Raw genomic sequence first — 18720 nt, 5'->3', positions numbered from 1 at the left:
GTTATTCAGACAATCAGAATTGACTGGAATTTTGCAAAGAGCTACAATAAGAGTCTATTAGTAATGACGTAATTTATTTCGAAAGCGTTTTTATAGTATAATATTCGAAGTATGAAGTCTTACATGTATCCCGATCTTTACTAGGGATTGCCCTATAAACTTTTAGGTAAATTATAAGGAGGACTATCCTATGTTTAAAAAATTATTCGGTCTTGGTTCAAAAACAAATGAAGAAACAATCGTAGCTCCATTAACTGGAGCAGTGAAAAATATTGAAGAAGTACCAGATCCAGTATTCGCAGGTCGTATGATGGGTGACGGTGTTGCAATCGATCCTACTGAAGGTGTAGTTGTATCTCCAGTTGATGGTGAAATCGTACAATTATTCCACACAAAACATGCTATCGGAATTAAAGCGAAAAACGGTACAGAAATTTTAATCCACGTTGGATTAGAAACTGTAAAAATGGAAGGCGAAGGTTTCGAAGCTCACGTTTCTGAAGGCCAAGCTGTAAAAGCTGGAGATAAATTAATCTCATTCGACTTAGAATTAATTCGTGAAAAAGCGAAAAGCACAATTACTCCAATCGTTATTACAAACACAGATGCAGCTGATTCTATTAAGACAACTGTAGGTGTAACAGCTACAAAAGGTTCAACAGAAGTAATGAAAGTTACAATGAAATAATTATTGTATAAGAGGGATCCGTTTCGTATGAAATGGATTCCTTATTTTATTTTGTAGTACGATTACTATGTATGTTAAAATACTCTAGGCACTTGGAAATAGGGTTTCACATATATGTGGATAAGGCGCATTTTTCTTAGAAAAAATATAAGAGAAATGCGCCTTTTGTATATTCACATTTCTTTTGTTCTATTCTTATGTACGTTATGATAAAAGGTAGGAAAAGAAGAAAAGGGGTGGGTTTGGATGAAACGAGTGTTATTTATTTGTACTGGAAATACATGCCGTAGCCCGATGGCTGAAGCGTTACTTCGTCATCATGGAGAAGGTAAGTTTGAAGTGCAATCTGCTGGTGTTTTCGCCTATCCTGGAAGTGATGCGTCGGTATATGCAAAGGAAGCTTTAGCTGAAAAGGGAATTGCAATCGATCATGCCGCGCAGCAAGTAAACGAAGCTTTGCTTGATTGGGCTGATATTGTAGTAACAATGACGGAAAATCATAGGCAAATTGTCCTTGGACATTATCCGAGCGTTGAAAAGAAAGTGGATACATTATATGGAGTAACTGAGGGGATAAGTAAAGATATTTCAGATCCATTTGGCGGTTCACTTTCTACTTATAAAGAAACGTTAGAAGAGATGGAAAAACTTGTACAAACTTTACTGAAAAAACATTCAGAAGGTTGATGTTTCGTGTATAATACGATATTGGAGATCACTTCGTACCCTTAAGGTATCGAGTGAGAAATGAAGATAATGGATTGAAACTTTGGAGGGGTAAAAATGAAAGTAGTAGTAGCATCTGATCACGGCGGTATGAATATCCGTAAAGAACTTGTAAGTTTATTAGAAGAGTTAAATGTTGAATATATTGATTTAGGTTGTGAATGTGAAGCTGGTTCTGTTGATTACCCTGATTTTGCGTTTCCAGCAGCGGAAATGGTAGCGAATGGCGAAGTAGATCGTGGTATTTTAGTTTGTGGGACAGGCATCGGTATGTCAATTGCTGCAAACAAAGTAAATGGTATTCGTTGTGCGTTAGTTCATGATACTTTCAGCGCGAGAGCAACGAGAGAGCATAATGACACTAACATGTTAGCAATGGGCGAGCGTGTAATTGGTGCTGGTCTAGCTCGTGATATCGCAAAAATTTGGTTAACAACTGACTATGAAGGTGGCCGTCACGAAAACCGCGTAGGAAAAATTAAAACATACGAAGCAAAGTAATAGATTCTAACTAGAAGTAGTATGAAATATAATTTGGTGAACCAACCTGTGAAAGGAAGAGGCGTAATGACAGAAATCGTAAAGGTAAGAGAACAGCTACAAATTTCGCTTTCTGATTTCCAAGAACAAGCTTCATTACAAAGTGGTCAAATTTTTGTAGTTGGGTGTAGTACGAGCGAAGTGCTAGGAGAGAGAATTGGAACATCAGGAACGATGGAAGTAGCAGAGGCGATTTTTTCTGAGTTAAAACAATTTCAAGAGCAAACAGGTATTGAGTTGGCGTTTCAATGTTGTGAGCATTTAAACCGTGCTTTAGTAGTTGAGAGAGAGTTGGCAATGAAATATCAATTTGAAATTGTAACAGTTACGCCTGTTAGATCAGCAGGTGGTGCATTAGCAACATATGCTTATCATAATTTGAAAGATCCGGTAGTAATTGAGTTTATTAAAGCGGATGCGGGAATGGATATTGGTGATACATTTATCGGTATGCATTTAAAGCATGTAGCTGTTCCGGTTCGTACAAGTGTGAAGGAAATTGGAAGTGCGCATGTAACGATGGCAACAACACGTGGAAAACTAATTGGTGGAGCACGTGCTGTTTATGCGACAGCTGAAGAGACTAGCATTTGCCGTTAAAGTTGCACTTTATCCTATGAACGAGGTATGTTGTCTGACTTTATCATAGAAGAAAGAAAAGACCGATTTTCGGTCTTTTTTTTCTTTTATGATATAGAAAGTCATGTTAGAATGTAGTTGAAAACATGAAGGTTCGAAAGAATTACAACCTGAATTTTCGTTTTTTCTGAATAAATGAGAAAAAACTATTGGGAATCGATGTAATTCGTTCAGAAAAGGGGGATTTTGGTGGATCATTTAAAACGTCAAGATGAAAAGGTATTTGCTGCAATTGAGGCAGAACTAGGAAGACAGCGTTCAAAGATTGAGTTAATTGCTTCGGAAAACTTCGTAAGTGAAGCAGTAATGGAGGCGCAAGGTTCTGTTTTAACGAATAAGTATGCTGAAGGATATCCTGGAAAACGTTACTATGGTGGCTGCGAGCACGTAGACATAGTAGAAGATATCGCACGTGATCGCGCGAAAGAAATTTTTGGTGCAGAGCATGTAAATGTTCAACCACATTCTGGTGCGCAAGCGAACATGGCAGTATACTTCACGATTTTAGAGCAAGGCGATACAGTACTTGGTATGAATTTATCTCATGGTGGTCACTTAACACACGGAAGCCCTGTTAACTTCAGTGGAGTACAATATAATTTCGTAGAATATGGCGTGGATGCTGAATCTCACCGTATTAATTACGATGATGTATTAGCAAAAGCGAAAGAACATAAACCAAAATTAATCGTTGCAGGTGCAAGTGCATATCCTCGTGTTATCGATTTCAAACGATTCCGTGAGATTGCAGATGAAGTGGGTGCATACTTTATGGTTGATATGGCACATATCGCTGGTTTAGTAGCTGCTGGTTTACATCCAAACCCAGTACCACATGCACATTTCGTTACAACGACAACACATAAAACATTACGTGGTCCACGTGGTGGTATGATTTTATGTGAAGAGCAATTTGCAAAACAAATTGATAAATCAATCTTCCCTGGTATTCAAGGTGGTCCACTTATGCATGTAATTGCCGCAAAAGCTGTTGCATTTGGTGAGACACTACAAGATGAGTTTAAAACATATGCACAAAATATCATTAATAATGCGAATCGCTTAGCTGAAGGCCTTCAAAAAGAAGGACTTACACTTGTTTCTGGAGGAACAGATAATCATTTAATTTTAATTGATGTTCGTAACTTAGAAATCACAGGTAAAGTAGCAGAGCACGTATTAGATGAAGTTGGTATTACAGTGAACAAAAATACAATTCCATTTGAAACAGCAAGCCCATTTGTAACAAGCGGTGTACGTATCGGTACGGCAGCTGTAACATCTCGTGGTTTCGGTTTAGAAGAAATGGATGAAATTGCGTCACTTATTGCTTATACATTAAAAAATCATGAAAATGAAGCTGCATTAGAAGAAGCACGTAAGCGTGTAGAAGCGCTAACGAGCAAATTCCCAATGTACACAGATCTATAATAGATTAAAGAAGACTGCTGAGACGTAATTGTTTTGGCAGTCTTTTTTTTTGGACATATATTGTTCTTTAAGTATGTATACAAATGATGAATAAATTTTGGCGATATAATGAAGGATACAGCTCCCATAATTGGTAAAGATACTAGATAGATTCATTGTAAAATCATGATTTTGCCAAATTTGCCCTTGAATATTAGTAGCGTTTTCTTTACAATCGTAAATAGTGTAAAAAAGCGTGCAAACGCATGAATATCATCTAAAGGAGAGATTCACATGGGAAAACTGTATGTATTTGATCACCCGTTAATTCAACATAAGATTACATATATTCGCGATAAGAATACAGGTACGAAAGATTTTCGTGAATTAGTGGACGAAGTAGCAAGCTTAATGGCTTTCGAAATTACTCGCGATCTTCCACTTAAAGACATTGAAATTGAAACACCTGTAAGCAAAGCGACAACAAAAGTGATCGCTGGTAAAAAACTTGGTTTAATTCCGATTTTACGTGCAGGTTTAGGCATGGTTGATGGAATTCTGAAATTAATTCCAGCAGCAAAAGTAGGACACGTTGGTTTATACCGTGACCCTAAAACATTGCAACCGGTAGAATACTATGTGAAACTTCCAACGGATGTAGAAGAGCGTGACTTTATCGTACTAGATCCGATGCTAGCAACAGGTGGTTCTGCGGCTGAAGCAATTAACTCTCTGAAAAAGCGCGGTGCAAAACAAATTAAATTAATGTGTATCGTTGCAGCTCCAGAAGGAGTAAAAGTAGTACAAGAAGAACATCCTGATGTTGATATTTATGTAGCAGCATTAGATGAGAAATTAAATGACCACGGATATGTAGTACCGGGTCTTGGTGATGCTGGTGACCGTTTATTCGGAACGAAGTAAGACAACTGACGAGAGGGGATTCCCCTCTCGTTTTTTTTGCGCCTCGCTGAGGTAGGGGAGGGGGATAAATATACATAGTATATACAACATAAGTTGCATACACATCACATATAATATAGAAGTCTTACGTCTAAAGAGCACTATATTATGGAAGAAAAGCGTTATATCTTAAAAATATAATAGTGACAAACTTGTGAACATTCCCTTCTATTATAAAGAGAAAACTGTTAGAAATTGCATATCTCTAACCAGTATTTAGAAGGGGAACGTTTTCATTTTTGGGAGGAAATGACTAATACTCAAATTTTTTGATTTTTTACGATTTCTCGTTGACACTGTTAATACCCTATTGTATGCTAACAACGGGGATAGATGGTAGGGCTTTCAGTGACAAAATTACATCCATTCCGTGACGAAAATGTAAACTTTTTATTTTGTATAGGATTTATGCAAAAAAATGAGTTATTATTAACACATCGTGAATGAGGGTTACATATTGGAGGGATGAATCCTTGCAAAAAAACGATCGCAGCCATATAAAAGCTTATGCTTTAATGTCAGGTATTCTTGCTCAGTTAGTCGGTTCTATTCTTGTTGGAATCTTTGGTGGGCAGTGGATTGATAATAAGGTTGGAACGTTTCCATTGTTTCTTATTATAGGGTTATTACTCGGGTTAGGAACAGGGGTATACGCAATGATTCGACTCATTCGACATTACTATTCGGGAGAGCAATGATGATAGACGTACATGGACTTGTCCAAAGACAAAAGAAATATATGTACTACTTGCTTGCGCTTCTAGTGCTAGGATGGGGATTCACCTCTTACAAGGATGTATTTCTTGGGCTGATTATCGGAACGATTTTCAGTTTTCTTAGTTTGCGCATCATTGCACGTAGAACAGACAAGCTATTAGATCGCGTGACAAATGGAGAAAACGTGAAGTTTAAAGCAACAGCGGTAAGTACATATTCAAGGTTCGCGACGATTGGATTATTAATTTTATTTGCAGCCAAATATCAAGAGTTAATTGCGATGTGGGGCCTAGGTGTAGGATTGCTGACAGGATACCTTGTCATGATCATAGATTTTCTTTATTTAGAGTATAAGAGCAGGGAAGAGAGGTGAATTACTAGTGGAACACGGTAAATTAGTTGAATTTCTAGGTTTAACGTTCGATTTGTCATCAGTGATGATGGTTACTGTAGCAGCAGTTATTGTTTTCGTAATCGCTGTTATTGGAACTCGCAGTTTAGCTCTTCGCCCAACAGGAATGCAAAATTTCATGGAATGGGTGTTTGACTTCGTGAAAGGGATTATCAATAGTACGATGGACTGGAAAACAGGTGGACGATTCTTAACGCTTGGCGTTACGCTTATCATGTTTATCATCGTATCGAACTTCCTTGGTTTACCATTCATGTATTCAACAGTTGAGGCTGGCGAACATATTGCATGGTGGAGATCACCAACGTCTGATCCAGCAGTTACATTAACATTAGCCGTGATGGTAGTTACCCTCACCCATTATTATGGAATTAAGATGAAGGGTACGAAAGAATACGTTAAAGGTTATTTCCAACCTATGAAATTCTTATTCCCATTAAAGGTTATTGAGGAGTTTGCTAACACATTAACGTTAGGTCTCCGTTTATTCGGTAACATTTATGCAGGTGAAATCTTATTAGGATTACTTGCTAAGTTAGGCGGGACGACAGTCCTTGGAGCATTAGGTGCGCTTGTACCGATGTTAGCATGGATGGGATTCAGCGTATTCGTTGGTTCAATCCAGTCGTTTATTTTCGTAATGTTAACGATGGTTTATATGGCCCATAAAGTAAGCCATGACCATTAATATAATTTAAGTAAGAAAAAATTTATTTTTTTATAATACAAAGGAGGACAAATTAAATGAGTTTAGGTGTAATCGCAGCTGCAATTGCAATTGGTTTATCAGCATTAGGTGCAGGTATTGGTAACGGTCTTATCGTATCACGTACAATCGAAGGTGTTGCTCGTCAACCAGAATTAAAAGGCGCACTTCAAACAATTATGTTCATCGGGGTTGCTTTAGTTGAGGCACTTCCAATCATCGGTGTAGTTATTGCTTTCATCGTAATGAACAAATAAGGGAGACTCCCCTTACATAGATGGCGAAGAGTGTTTTTTGAACTTTCTTCGCCATTGCTTTATGACGAAACGTATGTCTTTTTTTTTCATATGATCAATTTAGATATTTTGAAGGGAGTGAATCCTTGTGCCAACTTTATTATTAGGGGCTGCCATTCCATTTGGAACGATTGCTTATACATTGTTCATTTTCTTACTTCTATTAGTAATGCTACGCAAATTTGCGTGGGGTCCTTTAATGGGAATTATGAAAGAACGTGAAGAGCATGTTACTAATGAAATCGACGCTGCAGAAAGAAGTAACGCTGAAGCGAAGAAGTTAGTAGAAGAACAACGTGAAATGTTAAAACAATCACGTGTTGAAGCACAAGAGTTAATCGAAAGAGCGAAAAAACAAGCTGTAGATCAAAAAGATGTTATTGTTGCTGCTGCGAAAGAAGAAGCAGAATCAATTAAAGCATCTGCTGTACAAGAAATTCAACGCGAAAAAGAGCAAGCGATTGCTGCTTTACAAGAACAAGTTGCTTCTTTATCTGTTCAAATTGCTTCTAAAGTAATTGAAAAAGAATTAAAAGAAGAAGATCAAGTAAAGTTAATTCGCGATTATATTAAAGAAGTAGGAGAAGCGCGATGAGCAATGGGATTGTAGCAAAACGTTATGCTGTCGCTCTTTTTAAAATTGCTAAAGAAAAACACGTATTAGAAATGTTTGAAGAGGAATTACGCCTTGTACAAAACGTTTATGTAAAGAACGGAGAACTACATAGCTTTTTAACGCAACCGAACATTTCAAAAGAGCAGAAGAAAACGTTTCTTGCAAACGTATTCGGATCTGTTTCTGAATCTATTTTAAATACGTTATATATTTTAATTGATAACAAACGTATTGATATCTTACCTGAAATTGCAGATGAATATGTTGTTCTTGCTAATGAAGAACGTAACGTAGCGGACGCAACTGTATATTCTACTCGTCTTCTATCAGAAGAAGAGAAGCTTAACATTGCAGAAGCATTTGCAAAGAGAACGGGAAAAGATGCAATTCGCGTAAAAAATGTTGTAGATGAAGATTTACTAGGCGGGATTAAAGTACGTATTGGAAATCGCATTTATGATGGAAGTTTACAAGGAAAATTAGCACGTATTCAGCGTGAATTAATGAAGAATAGATAGGGGTGAAGCACATGAGCATCAGAGCTGAAGAAATTAGCGCACTGATAAAGCAACAAATCGAGAACTATCAGTCTGAAATCGAAGTTAGTGATGTTGGTACAGTTATCCAAGTTGGTGACGGTATCGCGCGTGCTCATGGTCTTGATAACGTTATGGCTGGTGAACTTGTAGAGTTCTCTAACGGCGTTATGGGGCTAGCACAAAACTTAGAGGAAAACAACGTAGGTATTATCATTTTAGGACCTTACACAGAAATCCGTGAAGGTGACGAAGTTCGTCGTACTGGTCGCATCATGCAAGTACCAGTAGGAAAAGAACTAATCGGTCGTGTTGTAAACCCATTAGGTCAACCAGTTGATGGTTTAGGCCCAATCAATACAACAAACACTCGTCCAATCGAAAGTCCAGCACCAGGTGTAATGGATCGTAAATCTGTTCATGAACCACTTCAAACAGGTATTAAAGCGATCGATGCTCTTGTACCAATTGGCCGTGGACAACGTGAGTTAATCATCGGTGACCGCCAAACAGGTAAAACAGCAGTTGCACTTGATACAATCATTAACCAAAAAGATGAAGATATGATTTGTATCTATGTAGCTATCGGACAAAAAGAATCAACTGTACGTAACGTAGTAGAAACACTACGTAAGCACGGTGCATTAGATTACACAATCGTTGTAACTGCATCTGCTTCTCAACCAGCTCCATTATTATACTTAGCTCCTTATGCTGGTGTAACAATGGGTGAAGAGTTCATGTACAATGGTAAACACGTATTAGTAGTATATGATGACTTATCAAAACAAGCAGCGGCTTACCGTGAGCTGTCATTACTATTACGTCGTCCTCCAGGTCGTGAAGCTTATCCAGGGGATGTATTCTACTTACATTCTCGCTTATTAGAGCGTGCAGCAAAATTAAGTGATGCAAGAGGCGGCGGTTCTTTAACTGCACTACCTTTCATCGAAACACAAGCAGGGGACGTTTCAGCATACATCCCAACAAACGTAATCTCTATTACGGATGGACAAATCTTCTTACAATCTGACCTATTCTTCTCTGGCGTACGTCCAGCAATCGATGCGGGTACTTCTGTATCTCGTGTAGGTGGATCTGCTCAGATTAAAGCAATGAGTAAAGTATCAGGTACACTTCGTCTTGACCTTGCATCTTACCGTGAGTTAGAAGCGTTCGCTCAGTTCGGTTCTGACCTTGATAAAGCAACTCAAGCGAAACTAAACCGTGGTGCTCGTACAGTTGAGGTATTAAAACAAGGATTACACAAACCGTTACGTGTAGAGAAACAAGTTATCATTCTTTACGCTTTAACACGTGGATTCCTAGATGATATCCCAGTAGTAGATATCACTCGTTTCGAAGAAGAATTCCATGCTTGGTTAGATTCTAATGCGACTGACTTATTAGAAGAAATCCGCACAACTAAGAAACTTGCGGATGACGACAAATTTGCAGCAGCAATTAACGGATTTAAAAAAGTATTCGTAGCTTCTGAATAATAAAAGCGTAAGCGGCTCGTACAAGCCGCCGAAGCTAGATAATATATAAAAGGCATCTCAGGCTTTGAGATTGCTGACGGTTATGTAAAGGAAAAGAGTAGGTGCACCTATTCTTTTCCTTCAATCATGAGCAAGAATATCTTGCAACGTAGATTAGGAAGAGGATTCTTACTAATCGTGCCAACTTCCGGAAAAAAGGTGGTGAAAACCTGTGGCATCTTTACGCGATATAAAAGCGAAGATTACCTCGACAAAGAAAACGAGTCAAATTACGAAAGCGATGGAGATGGTATCTGCATCTAAGTTAAACCGTGCAGAGCAAAATGCTAAATCTTTCGTTCCGTATATGGAAAAGATTCAAGAAGTAGTAGCGAGCATTGCGCAAGGAAGTAAAGGAATTAATCATCCAATGCTAAATGCGCGTCCTGTAAAGCGTACAGGATACATCGTTATTACATCTGATCGCGGACTAGCAGGTGGTTATAACAGTAACGTATTACGTACGGTAAGTAACGTAGTTCGTGAACGTCATAATATGGATTCAAACCAATATTCAATTATTGTGCTTGGACGACTAGGACGTGATTATTTAAAACGTCGCGGCTTTAACATCATTGATGAAGTAGTTGGATTATCTGACCACCCATCATTTACTGATATTAAAGATCTTGCTTCTCGAGCAATTGCGATGTTCGCAGATGGTGCTTATGATGAGCTGTACATTTACTACAACCATTACGTAAGTAAAATTTCACAAGAAGTAACGGAAAATAAAATTTTACCGCTTACTGATGTGGCGTCTGATAAACCGACGACAGCTTATGAATTCGAACCTTCTGAAGAAGAAATTTTAAAAGTACTATTGCCACAATACGCAGAAAGCTTAGTGTACGGTGCATTACTAGACGGTAAAGCAAGTGAGCACGCGGCGCGTATGACAGCAATGAAGAGTGCTACAGACAACGCAATGGAAGTTATCGATTCACTTACACTTTCATTCAACCGTGCACGTCAAGCAGCGATTACACAAGAAATTACGGAAATCGTTGGTGGAGCGGCAGCGTTAGAATAGTATTAAAAAGCGTAGGTGGCTTGCTCAGAAGGGGAGGGCATTGGAACTCCTGACAAAGAGGCGTTCTTTGCCTCATAGGAAGGGGTGAAATGACCGACCCTTCTAGCCACCGGAGCTAGATTCAATAAAAAGTGGAAGCGGCTCTGTCAAAAGAGTCGCATAAGCTAAACTAATAAAAAATTAAAAGCCGACTTCTCTTAGAAAGCTGGCTAATTAAAAGAAAGCTAGGAGGGAACCCGATGAATAAAGGGCGCGTTACGCAAATCATGGGTCCGGTTGTAGACGTTAAGTTTGATGGCGGAAAGCTACCAGAAATCTACAACGCCCTTACGGTAAAACAAAGCAACGAAAACGGAGCAAGCATTAACTTAACATTTGAAGTTGCACTTCATTTAGGTGATGACACAGTTCGTACAGTTGCGATGTCTTCCACAGATGGACTTGTTCGTGGCACAGAAGTAGAAGATACTGGTAAAGCAATCTCTGTACCAGTTGGTGATGCAACACTTGGTCGTGTATTCAACGTATTAGGTGATGCAATTGACTTAGATGGTGAACTTCCTGCGGATGTACACCGTGATCCAATTCACCGTCAAGCACCTGCATTCGAAGAATTATCTACTAAAGTAGAAATTCTTGAAACTGGTATTAAAGTAGTAGACTTACTTGCTCCTTACATTAAGGGTGGTAAAATCGGTCTATTCGGTGGTGCCGGTGTAGGTAAAACAGTATTAATTCAGGAATTAATTAACAACATCGCACAAGAGCACGGTGGTATCTCTGTATTCGCTGGTGTAGGTGAGCGTACTCGTGAGGGTAATGACTTATACCACGAAATGAGCGATTCTGGCGTAATCAAGAAAACTGCGATGGTATTCGGACAAATGAACGAGCCACCTGGAGCACGTCAACGTGTTGCATTAACAGGTTTAACAATGGCTGAGCATTTCCGTGATGAGCAAGGACAAGACGTACTATTGTTCATCGATAACATCTTCCGTTTCACGCAAGCGGGTTCTGAAGTATCTGCCCTTCTTGGTCGTATGCCATCTGCGGTAGGTTACCAACCAACACTTGCAACAGAAATGGGTCAATTACAAGAGCGTATTACATCTACAAATAAAGGGTCTATCACGTCTATCCAAGCGGTATATGTACCAGCCGATGACTATACTGACCCAGCACCAGCTACAACGTTCGCTCACTTAGATGCAACAACAAACTTAGAGCGTCGTTTAACACAAATGGGTATTTACCCAGCCGTAGATCCATTAGCATCTACATCTCGTGCACTTTCGCCAGAAATCGTAGGAGAAGAGCATTATGAAGTGGCTCGTCAAGTACAGCAAACTTTACAACGTTACAAAGAGCTTCAAGATATCATCGCTATCTTAGGTATGGATGAGTTATCTGAAGAAGATAAGTTAGTTGTACATCGTGCTCGTCGTATTCAATTCTTCTTATCTCAAAACTTCCACGTAGCTGAGCAGTTTACAGGTCAAAAGGGTTCTTATGTACCTGTAAAAAATACAGTTAGTGGTTTCAAAGAAATTCTAGAAGGAAAATATGATGACCTTCCAGAAGATGCATTCCGTTTAGTTGGTGGCATTGAAGAAGTTATTGAAAACGCGAAGAAAATGATGGCGTAAGGCCTTAGGAGGGACGAAGTATGAAGACATTTCCAGTCAGTATTGTAACTCCTGATGGACCGGTTTACGAAAAAGAAGTAGAAATGGTAAGTGTAAAAGCAGAGAGTGGGGAAATGGGGATCTTACCAGGTCACATTCCAACTGTTGCACCGTTAAAAATTAGTGCAGTTCGTCTGAAACATGGTGGACACACTGATTATGTAGCAGTAAGCGGTGGCTTTATCGAAGTTCGTCCAGATAAAGTAACTGTATTATCATCATCTGCTGAAGAAGCAAACCATATCGATATCCATCGTGCAAATGAAGCGAAGCGTCGCGCTGAGCAACGTATGCAAGATAAACAAGCACATGTTGACTTTAAACGTGCAGAAATGGCATTACAACGTGCCGTGAACCGTTTAAACGTTTCTGATATGAAATAAAAAAATCCGTAAAGGCTTTGCCTTTACGGATTTTTTATGTAGTTTATGGATAATTTTACAAAAATGGTATAATTATATTGATGCTTGTATAAGTAGAGAATAGACAACAATTTATAAAGGGGATGAAGAAATGATCGGTGAAATGAAACGAGAAGCATTGCACTCTTTAAAAGGAAAATGGGGGCTAGGTGTTGGAACAACGATTTTATATCATATTTTAAGTTACGTCGTTTCAATGGCTGTAATGCTTATACTATTAATTCCAGGAGTTATAATATTTCTTTTAGCGTCTATTTCAACTGGTTCGATGGAAGAAGACGTGATGTCAATTGGAGCTGCTATTACGTTTGGGTTTTTTTACTGTCTTATGATAATTTTAAGTTATGCGGCTTATGGCATTACCACATATGGTTATACGAATGTGTTTCTACAAATAAGTAAACGGGAAGACGCTAGAGTGGATTATTTATTTGAAGGATTTCGTGGCTTTAAAAGAATGATGAAAACGATGTGGGCTATGCTCGCAATTTTATTATATACAGGTACATGGGTTCCGATGTTAGGAACGATTGTATTTGGGATATTAGGTTTTCTTGATGAGAATGCAAATCCATCATTTATAATTGTTTTCTTTATTTTATTAGCTATTTCGTTTGTTGTAATGGTCATTCTTTATTTTGCATATGCGATGACGTATTATGTAATGGTTGAAAATCCAGAGTATAGTGTGTCACAAGCGATGAAAGAAAGTAAGCATCTTATGAAGGGACATAAGTTAGATTTGTTTCTTTTATGGCTTAGTTTTATAGGATGGGGTATTTTAGCGATTTTAACTCTTGGAATAGGTTTTCTTTGGCTTAGCCCGTATGTGAGTACAACGACAGCGCATTTTTATCGCTATATTTCAAAAGATGAATTGTAGTAGGAACATGCTATACTAATAGAGTTATTACGTATAGGAGGAAAATTATGATTAGTGATTTAAAAGGAGAAGCACTAGATTCATTAGAAGGGAAATGGGGATTAGCTGTCGGGGCAACATTACTTATTTCGATTCTTATTTCAGCTTTTAGTTTTAGTATTGATTTCGTTTTCTCTCAGGTTTGGGATTGGAAAGAAGTAAATGGCTCACTTTCAGTAGACATTATTACAATATTGGTGGTAGGTCCATTAACGCTAGGTGGTTATTGTTTAGCACTGCATATCATTCGTGAAAAGGAAGCGCGTATTGGGCATATATTCAGATGGTTTACAGAAGGAAGTAAGTTTATAAAGTCATTTTTATTATATATAGTAGTAAACATTTATATTTTCTTATGGTTTTTACTATTTATTATTCCGGGCATTATTAAATCATTTTCTTATGCGATGACGTACTTTATTATAAATGATCATCCTGAGTACTCTATAAACCAAGCTATTACAGAAAGCCGTCGTATGATGGATGGACATAAGATGGAGTATTTCATTTTATGTTTAAGCTTTATTGGTTGGTTTATATTGAGTTGTATTACATTAGGGATTGGATTCCTATGGCTAATTCCATATTTTTATACGACGTCAGCAGCTTTTTATGAAGAAATTGCAGAGGAATATTACGAGAAAACAACTCCGACACTATAAAGTGGGGCATCTCACGTTGATGACTCGTTTTACTGTCAGCAAATAGCATGATAAAAACACCCAGTATGAGCTATTGGTTCATACTGGGTGTTTTTTGTAGAAATTTTATAAATTGATGGCTAGTAAGTGGTTTGCTGAAATAGTAACCTTGCATATATTTACAGTTGTTCTTTTGTAGAAACTTAAGTTGTTTTTCTGTTTCAATTCCTTCAGCAACGACAGAAAGGTTTAAAGTATTTGCAAGGGAAAGGATAGTGGAAACGATGGCTCTTTCCTCAGGCCGATGATCGGCTAGTTGTGTAAATTCTCTCGGTACTTTTAACGTATCAATAGGGAAAATTGATAAATAAGCGAGAGAAGAATAGCCGGTACCGAAGTCATCAATGGACGTTTGAATACCATATTCCTTTAATTGTTTTAGTCTTGATAATGTTTCTTTCTCATCAATCATTGCAATTCGTTCTGTTAACTCAAGTATTACATGCTTTGGATTGACTTTAATGTCTGTTATTATTTGTGAAATGTTATCGATTAAATTCTCTTGCTGGAACTCTTTTGCGGATAAGTTTACACTTATTTTTAAATCTGTGTAGCCGAAAGTATGCCATATTTTTAACTGGCGACAAGATTCTTTTAATACCCAATGACCGAGTGGAATGACTTGTGGAGTCTCTTCTACAATTGGGATGAACTCACATGGCGGAATGTCACCTAGGAGTGGGTGTTTCCAGCGTATTAATGCTTCAGCACCAATAATCTTTTTCGTCGTAATATCAATTTGTGGTTGATAGACCAGATAAAACTCTTCGTTTACTAAAGCGAGTGGTAAATCTTTTTCAATTCGAGCTTTTCGTTCCATTTTTTTATACAATTCTTTCGTGTACAGAGAGCTACCATTTTTTCCTTTATTTTTTGCTTCGTACATGGCCATATCAGCATGCTGCAAGATTGACAATGGATCTTCACCTGCTTCAGGATATATTGCAATCCCGATGCTCGGTGAGATTTGTAAATGTTGATTTTCAATTTCGAATGGTTCGTTCATAGCTGCTACGATCGTATCAGCTATTTTTTTTACATCCGGCCTTTTTTTATAATTCTCGATAAGGATTGTGAATTCATCCCCAGCTAGCCGGGCAAGCTTCATATTTGGTGTCGATATTCTTTCGAGTCTTTTTGCTACTGCAATTAATAGAAGGTCTCCTACCCTATGACCGAGGGTATCATTAATAACCTTAAAGCGGTCTAGGTCGAGAAACATAACAGCAAAAGGCCTTTTTGATATTTCGGATCGAGCAATTGCCTGTTCTACATATTGATGAAATGCACGGCGATTTGCAAGCTCTGTTAAAGTATCATGATATGCTAGGAAATTAATTTGTTCTTGTTGTTGTTTGCTTTCCGTAATATCTTTAATCATTAAATAAACCCCAGAAATATGATTCTTTAAAAAGATAGGAACAGCTGTAACGTGCAAGTAGTAAATATCTCTATTTTTATGATATGCCCGTATTTCTAAAGAAATAGATTTCCCCTTTTTTACGCGATGAAAGGCATTAATGATTTCTTCCAAATCTTCTTCATACATAAGTGAATAGTAAGGTTGATTTAATAATTCATTCGTTTGATAACCGAGTAAAGTAGTACCCGCGTTATTCACTTTGAGAAAATTACCGTACAAATCTAAGGTGAAGATTGGATCTGGATGGTGCTCATATAAAGATTTAAACATTTGTTGGTTATGGTATAGTTCATTTTTTTGTTCTACTAAATCTTCTGTACGTAGTTCAATTTGTTTTTCGAGTTCTGAGTTGAATTGCATTTGGGCTAGCAATAATATTTTATTTTGTTTTCGAACTAAACTGTGGCGTATGAGAACGAAGGAGAAAGTTATCATAAGTCCGATTACTACAATAGGTGCAAAAACGTATTCAACTAATATAAAAACAATAAGCATTACGACAGAAATATAAGGTAAGGACAATCTGATCGATTCACCAAGTTTAGGTGTTAATAGTACTTGCTCTTGTCTTTCAGGTTCTTTTGTATGCAGAATACAGGCGATAGCTACTAATACTAAAGTTACTTGATAGAGAGGAGTAACTGTAAACATGGAATACTCGGGTGTTAAGTATTTAATATAAGCATAAATCGCATCTGTAGTAGCATATAAAAGTAAAGCACTGCCAAGAAGCGCGCCAACTCTTTTGGATAATAAGGATAATGGCTTGAATAACAGATTGATTCCTATGAGAAAAAAGAGCAAATCGGCCATTGGATAGGTAAGTTGAACAAATATGTCGATATAGGATGTTGAAGAAACGTGAATGGTGCGTTCAATAAGTAAGTAGTAACTTAAAGTGAATTGTGCTGTAACAATAATACAAATATCGCATATCATAAAAAGCTTTTCTAATAAATCTCGGTTATAAATGATCTCATATAGAAAAGCCAACGCAAAGCTAATTAAAAAAAGTAGGTAAAAAAAGTCGGACAGATCAACGAATGTATAGTAGTCCTTTAAAATTAAACGTTGATAGGCAACAACAAGATCACCAATGAAATAAGAGAGGGTTCCAACAGATAAAATAGTCCAAAATAAACGAGGTAACCCTTCTTTCATGTTTGAAAAATAAAGTATATAACTACAAGCGATAATATCAATGAATAGGGTACTCATTCCAATCAATATTTGAAAAGGAAATGAGTATTCATATAGAAAAGGCATTGCCACGTAATGAATCGATATAGATAACAATATAATGCTTATAAGAATACTTACATGTGTTTGTTTTTTCATTTATCTCACCCACGGTATATACATATAAAGTCCTCTTTTTATTTTCTGTAGTTTCTTGAAATACATATATAATTTCTATACTTATTTTACACAGGTATAGCGAGTTATAAAAACAGATTTTAATAATTCTCGTTTCTGTCCTCAACATATCGACATAGGAATTTGAAGTTTGCTATAATGAATAAAATAGTTGCATTATTTAGAAAAATTTAAAAATAATAATTACTGCAACTAGGACATATTGTTTACTAAGTGAACTTGTTCTTAATTCAGGGGGGAGGGTTTCACAATGGCAAGTGTATATGAAAATAGTTATATGATCGTTTTGATTTTCTTGCTATTAGGCATATTGCTGCCGGTAGTGGCTCTTACATTAGGAAGAATGCTGCGTCCAAACAAACCAAGTGCAGCGAAAGCGACGACGTATGAGAGTGGGATTGAGCCTTTTCATGATGCAAATATTCGGTTTCATGCTCGTTATTATATTTTTGCTTTATTGTTTGTCATCTTTGATGTAGAAACTTTATTTTTATATCCATGGGCTGTTGCATATGACAAGCTCGGTTTATTTGCACTGATTGAAATGCTCATCTTTGTTGTAATGTTGCTAGTTGGATTAGCGTATGCTTGGAAAAAGAAGGTGTTACAATGGTTATAAATTTTGAGGAATTACATCCAAATGAGCGAGCGGAATTAGAACGAAATATCTTTTTTTCTACATTGGAACAGTTGAAAGGATGGGCACGGAGCAATTCTTTATGGCCGATGACATTTGGACTGGCATGCTGTGCCATTGAAATGATGGGAGTAGGTTCATCACATTATGATTTAGACCGATTTGGGTCATTTTTTCGGACTTCACCAAGGCAATCGGACGTTATGATTGTATCGGGAACGGTAACGAAGAAGATGGCTCCTATTGTTCGGCGCTTATATGATCAAATGCCTGAACCAAAATGGGTTATTGCAATGGGATCTTGTGCGACTGCAGGTGGTCCATATGTAAATTCGTACGCTGTTGTGAAAGGTGTAGATCAAATTGTACCTGTTGACGTGTATATCCCTGGTTGCCCACCAAATCCTGCTGCTTTAATTTATGGGATTAATAAATTGAAGGAAAAAATTCGTTACGAGGCAAAGACAGGGAAGCAGGTGACGAATAAATGAGCAATCCAGATAAAGATTTAGAGGATTTAAAAAAAGAAGCGGCTAGACGGGCGAAGGAAGAAGCGAGAAAACGTCTTGTTGCGAAACATGATGCGGAAATAAGTAAACTTGAGGAAGAAAACCGCGAAAAAGAGAAAGCGCTACCAAAAAATAACGATATGACTGTAGAAGAAGCAAAACGACGTGCAGCAGCCGCCGCAAAAGCAAAAGCAGCAGTGCTAGCGAAGCAAAAAAGA

General features: G+C 37.5%; 22 protein-coding genes and 1 pseudogene. 22 read left to right on the top strand and 1 reads right to left on the bottom strand.

The window, feature by feature from the left end:
- The first annotated feature begins 190 nt into the window (after nucleotides 1-190).
- The 19 genes from V7S50_RS21900 to V7S50_RS21810 all read left to right on the top strand — a co-directional run bounded on the left by V7S50_RS21900 (nucleotide 191) and on the right by V7S50_RS21810 (nucleotide 14517).
- Entirely contained in the window at nucleotides 191-688 is a 498-nt protein-coding gene (locus V7S50_RS21900) for a PTS sugar transporter subunit IIA (protein ID WP_063222518.1), read from the top strand.
- Between the two features lie 246 nt (nucleotides 689-934).
- Complete coding sequence (locus V7S50_RS21895) at nucleotides 935-1375, top strand: low molecular weight protein arginine phosphatase (RefSeq protein ID WP_242254206.1); 441 nt, start codon at nucleotides 935-937, stop codon at nucleotides 1373-1375.
- 96 nt (nucleotides 1376-1471) lie between these two features.
- Nucleotides 1472-1915 carry a ribose 5-phosphate isomerase B gene (gene rpiB / locus V7S50_RS21890; protein WP_242254214.1) on the top strand — a complete coding sequence of 148 codons (444 nt, stop codon included), beginning with the start codon at nucleotides 1472-1474 and terminating at the stop codon, nucleotides 1913-1915.
- Between the two features lie 21 nt (nucleotides 1916-1936).
- Nucleotides 1937-2554: a TIGR01440 family protein gene (locus tag V7S50_RS21885; RefSeq protein WP_242254224.1), complete on the top strand. Its 618-nt coding sequence runs from the start codon at nucleotides 1937-1939 to the stop codon at nucleotides 2552-2554.
- Between the two features lie 228 nt (nucleotides 2555-2782).
- Entirely contained in the window at nucleotides 2783-4024 is a 1242-nt protein-coding gene (gene glyA / locus V7S50_RS21880) for a serine hydroxymethyltransferase (RefSeq protein WP_242254226.1), read from the top strand.
- 273 nt (nucleotides 4025-4297) lie between these two features.
- Nucleotides 4298-4927, top strand: a complete 630-nt coding sequence (upp, locus tag V7S50_RS21875; protein WP_000517539.1) for a uracil phosphoribosyltransferase — start codon at nucleotides 4298-4300, stop codon at nucleotides 4925-4927.
- A gap of 372 nt (nucleotides 4928-5299) precedes the next feature.
- Entirely contained in the window at nucleotides 5300-5413 is a 114-nt protein-coding gene (locus V7S50_RS21870; protein WP_242254228.1) for a DUF4024 domain-containing protein, read from the top strand.
- Between the two features lie 26 nt (nucleotides 5414-5439).
- Nucleotides 5440-5664, top strand: a complete 225-nt coding sequence (locus tag V7S50_RS21865) for an AtpZ/AtpI family protein (RefSeq protein WP_001171223.1) — start codon at nucleotides 5440-5442, stop codon at nucleotides 5662-5664.
- Nucleotides 5664-6056, top strand: a complete 393-nt coding sequence (locus V7S50_RS21860; RefSeq protein ID WP_000567600.1) for an ATP synthase subunit I — start codon at nucleotides 5664-5666, stop codon at nucleotides 6054-6056. The genes V7S50_RS21865 and V7S50_RS21860 overlap by 1 nt, the downstream gene beginning before the upstream one ends.
- 7 nt (nucleotides 6057-6063) lie before the next feature.
- On the top strand, nucleotides 6064-6783 hold the full coding sequence (gene atpB, locus V7S50_RS21855; RefSeq protein ID WP_060632954.1) for a F0F1 ATP synthase subunit A: 720 nt from the start codon (nucleotides 6064-6066) through the stop codon (nucleotides 6781-6783).
- A gap of 56 nt (nucleotides 6784-6839) precedes the next feature.
- The gene (gene atpE, locus V7S50_RS21850) at nucleotides 6840-7058 is read left to right on the top strand and encodes a F0F1 ATP synthase subunit C (protein WP_000052064.1); all 219 of its coding nucleotides are present in this window, start codon (nucleotides 6840-6842) and stop codon (nucleotides 7056-7058) included.
- A 127-nt stretch (nucleotides 7059-7185) separates the two neighbouring features.
- Nucleotides 7186-7692 carry a F0F1 ATP synthase subunit B gene (gene atpF, locus V7S50_RS21845; protein WP_001142618.1) on the top strand — a complete coding sequence of 169 codons (507 nt, stop codon included), beginning with the start codon at nucleotides 7186-7188 and terminating at the stop codon, nucleotides 7690-7692.
- A complete protein-coding gene (gene atpH / locus V7S50_RS21840) occupies nucleotides 7689-8231 on the top strand; it encodes a F0F1 ATP synthase subunit delta (RefSeq protein WP_000064683.1) in 543 nt (180 codons plus the stop codon). Before atpF ends, atpH begins: the two co-directional genes overlap by 4 nt.
- Nucleotides 8232-8242: 11 nt before the next feature.
- Nucleotides 8243-9751, top strand: coding sequence for a F0F1 ATP synthase subunit alpha (gene atpA / locus V7S50_RS21835; protein ID WP_063222514.1), 1509 nt, complete (start codon nucleotides 8243-8245; stop codon nucleotides 9749-9751).
- Nucleotides 9752-9962: 211 nt separating this feature from the next.
- Nucleotides 9963-10823, top strand: a complete 861-nt coding sequence (atpG, locus tag V7S50_RS21830; protein ID WP_063222513.1) for a F0F1 ATP synthase subunit gamma — start codon at nucleotides 9963-9965, stop codon at nucleotides 10821-10823.
- 239 nt (nucleotides 10824-11062) lie between these two features.
- Nucleotides 11063-12472, top strand: coding sequence for a F0F1 ATP synthase subunit beta (gene atpD / locus V7S50_RS21825; protein WP_242254230.1), 1410 nt, complete (start codon nucleotides 11063-11065; stop codon nucleotides 12470-12472).
- Nucleotides 12473-12492: 20 nt separating this feature from the next.
- Nucleotides 12493-12894, top strand: coding sequence for a F0F1 ATP synthase subunit epsilon (gene atpC / locus V7S50_RS21820; protein ID WP_060487972.1), 402 nt, complete (start codon nucleotides 12493-12495; stop codon nucleotides 12892-12894).
- A gap of 130 nt (nucleotides 12895-13024) precedes the next feature.
- The gene (locus tag V7S50_RS21815) at nucleotides 13025-13816 is read left to right on the top strand and encodes a DUF975 family protein (RefSeq protein ID WP_242254232.1); all 792 of its coding nucleotides are present in this window, start codon (nucleotides 13025-13027) and stop codon (nucleotides 13814-13816) included.
- 47 nt (nucleotides 13817-13863) lie between these two features.
- Complete coding sequence (locus V7S50_RS21810; RefSeq protein ID WP_242254234.1) at nucleotides 13864-14517, top strand: DUF975 family protein; 654 nt, start codon at nucleotides 13864-13866, stop codon at nucleotides 14515-14517.
- A gap of 70 nt (nucleotides 14518-14587) precedes the next feature.
- Here the strand turns inward: V7S50_RS21810 and V7S50_RS21805 are convergent, their stop codons facing one another.
- Nucleotides 14588-17317, bottom strand: a complete 2730-nt coding sequence (locus V7S50_RS21805) for a putative bifunctional diguanylate cyclase/phosphodiesterase (RefSeq protein WP_242254237.1) — start codon at nucleotides 17315-17317, stop codon at nucleotides 14588-14590.
- A gap of 289 nt (nucleotides 17318-17606) precedes the next feature.
- On the opposite strand from V7S50_RS21805, the gene nuoA reads away from it, so the two are divergent.
- The 3 genes and pseudogenes from nuoA to V7S50_RS21790 all read left to right on the top strand — a co-directional run.
- Nucleotides 17607-17975, top strand: a complete 369-nt coding sequence (nuoA, locus tag V7S50_RS21800) for an NADH-quinone oxidoreductase subunit NuoA (protein ID WP_000179273.1) — start codon at nucleotides 17607-17609, stop codon at nucleotides 17973-17975.
- On the top strand, nucleotides 17966-18484 hold the full coding sequence (gene nuoB / locus V7S50_RS21795; RefSeq protein ID WP_000236331.1) for an NADH-quinone oxidoreductase subunit NuoB: 519 nt from the start codon (nucleotides 17966-17968) through the stop codon (nucleotides 18482-18484). The genes nuoA and nuoB overlap by 10 nt, the downstream gene beginning before the upstream one ends.
- Nucleotides 18481-18720 (top strand): annotated as a pseudogene (locus V7S50_RS21790) (NADH-quinone oxidoreductase subunit C); the annotation flags it as partial. The gene nuoB and the pseudogene V7S50_RS21790, both read left to right, overlap by 4 nt.

Origin of the sequence: Bacillus sp. CCNWLW194, assembly GCF_037120585.1 — a bacterium.
GTDB classification, from domain to species: domain Bacteria; phylum Bacillota; class Bacilli; order Bacillales; family Bacillaceae_G; genus Bacillus_A; species Bacillus_A basilensis.
This window is presented reverse-complemented; position numbering and strand designations above follow the sequence as displayed.

Coding starts and splice junctions, on each gene's coding strand:
- V7S50_RS21900 (WP_063222518.1), top strand. CDS start 191: ATGTTTAAAAAATTATTCGGTCTTGGTTCAAAAACAAATGAAGAAACA.
- V7S50_RS21895 (WP_242254206.1), top strand. CDS start 935: ATGAAACGAGTGTTATTTATTTGTACTGGAAATACATGCCGTAGCCCG.
- rpiB (WP_242254214.1), top strand. CDS start 1,472: ATGAAAGTAGTAGTAGCATCTGATCACGGCGGTATGAATATCCGTAAA.
- V7S50_RS21885 (WP_242254224.1), top strand. CDS start 1,937: ATGAAATATAATTTGGTGAACCAACCTGTGAAAGGAAGAGGCGTAATG.
- upp (WP_000517539.1), top strand. CDS start 4,298: ATGGGAAAACTGTATGTATTTGATCACCCGTTAATTCAACATAAGATT.
- V7S50_RS21870 (WP_242254228.1), top strand. CDS start 5,300: ATGGTAGGGCTTTCAGTGACAAAATTACATCCATTCCGTGACGAAAAT.
- V7S50_RS21860 (WP_000567600.1), top strand. CDS start 5,664: ATGATAGACGTACATGGACTTGTCCAAAGACAAAAGAAATATATGTAC.
- atpE (WP_000052064.1), top strand. CDS start 6,840: ATGAGTTTAGGTGTAATCGCAGCTGCAATTGCAATTGGTTTATCAGCA.
- atpH (WP_000064683.1), top strand. CDS start 7,689: ATGAGCAATGGGATTGTAGCAAAACGTTATGCTGTCGCTCTTTTTAAA.
- atpA (WP_063222514.1), top strand. CDS start 8,243: ATGAGCATCAGAGCTGAAGAAATTAGCGCACTGATAAAGCAACAAATC.
- atpD (WP_242254230.1), top strand. CDS start 11,063: ATGAATAAAGGGCGCGTTACGCAAATCATGGGTCCGGTTGTAGACGTT.
- atpC (WP_060487972.1), top strand. CDS start 12,493: ATGAAGACATTTCCAGTCAGTATTGTAACTCCTGATGGACCGGTTTAC.
- V7S50_RS21815 (WP_242254232.1), top strand. CDS start 13,025: ATGATCGGTGAAATGAAACGAGAAGCATTGCACTCTTTAAAAGGAAAA.
- V7S50_RS21810 (WP_242254234.1), top strand. CDS start 13,864: ATGATTAGTGATTTAAAAGGAGAAGCACTAGATTCATTAGAAGGGAAA.
- V7S50_RS21805 (WP_242254237.1), bottom strand. CDS start 17,317: ATGAAAAAACAAACACATGTAAGTATTCTTATAAGCATTATATTGTTA.
- nuoA (WP_000179273.1), top strand. CDS start 17,607: ATGGCAAGTGTATATGAAAATAGTTATATGATCGTTTTGATTTTCTTG.
- nuoB (WP_000236331.1), top strand. CDS start 17,966: ATGGTTATAAATTTTGAGGAATTACATCCAAATGAGCGAGCGGAATTA.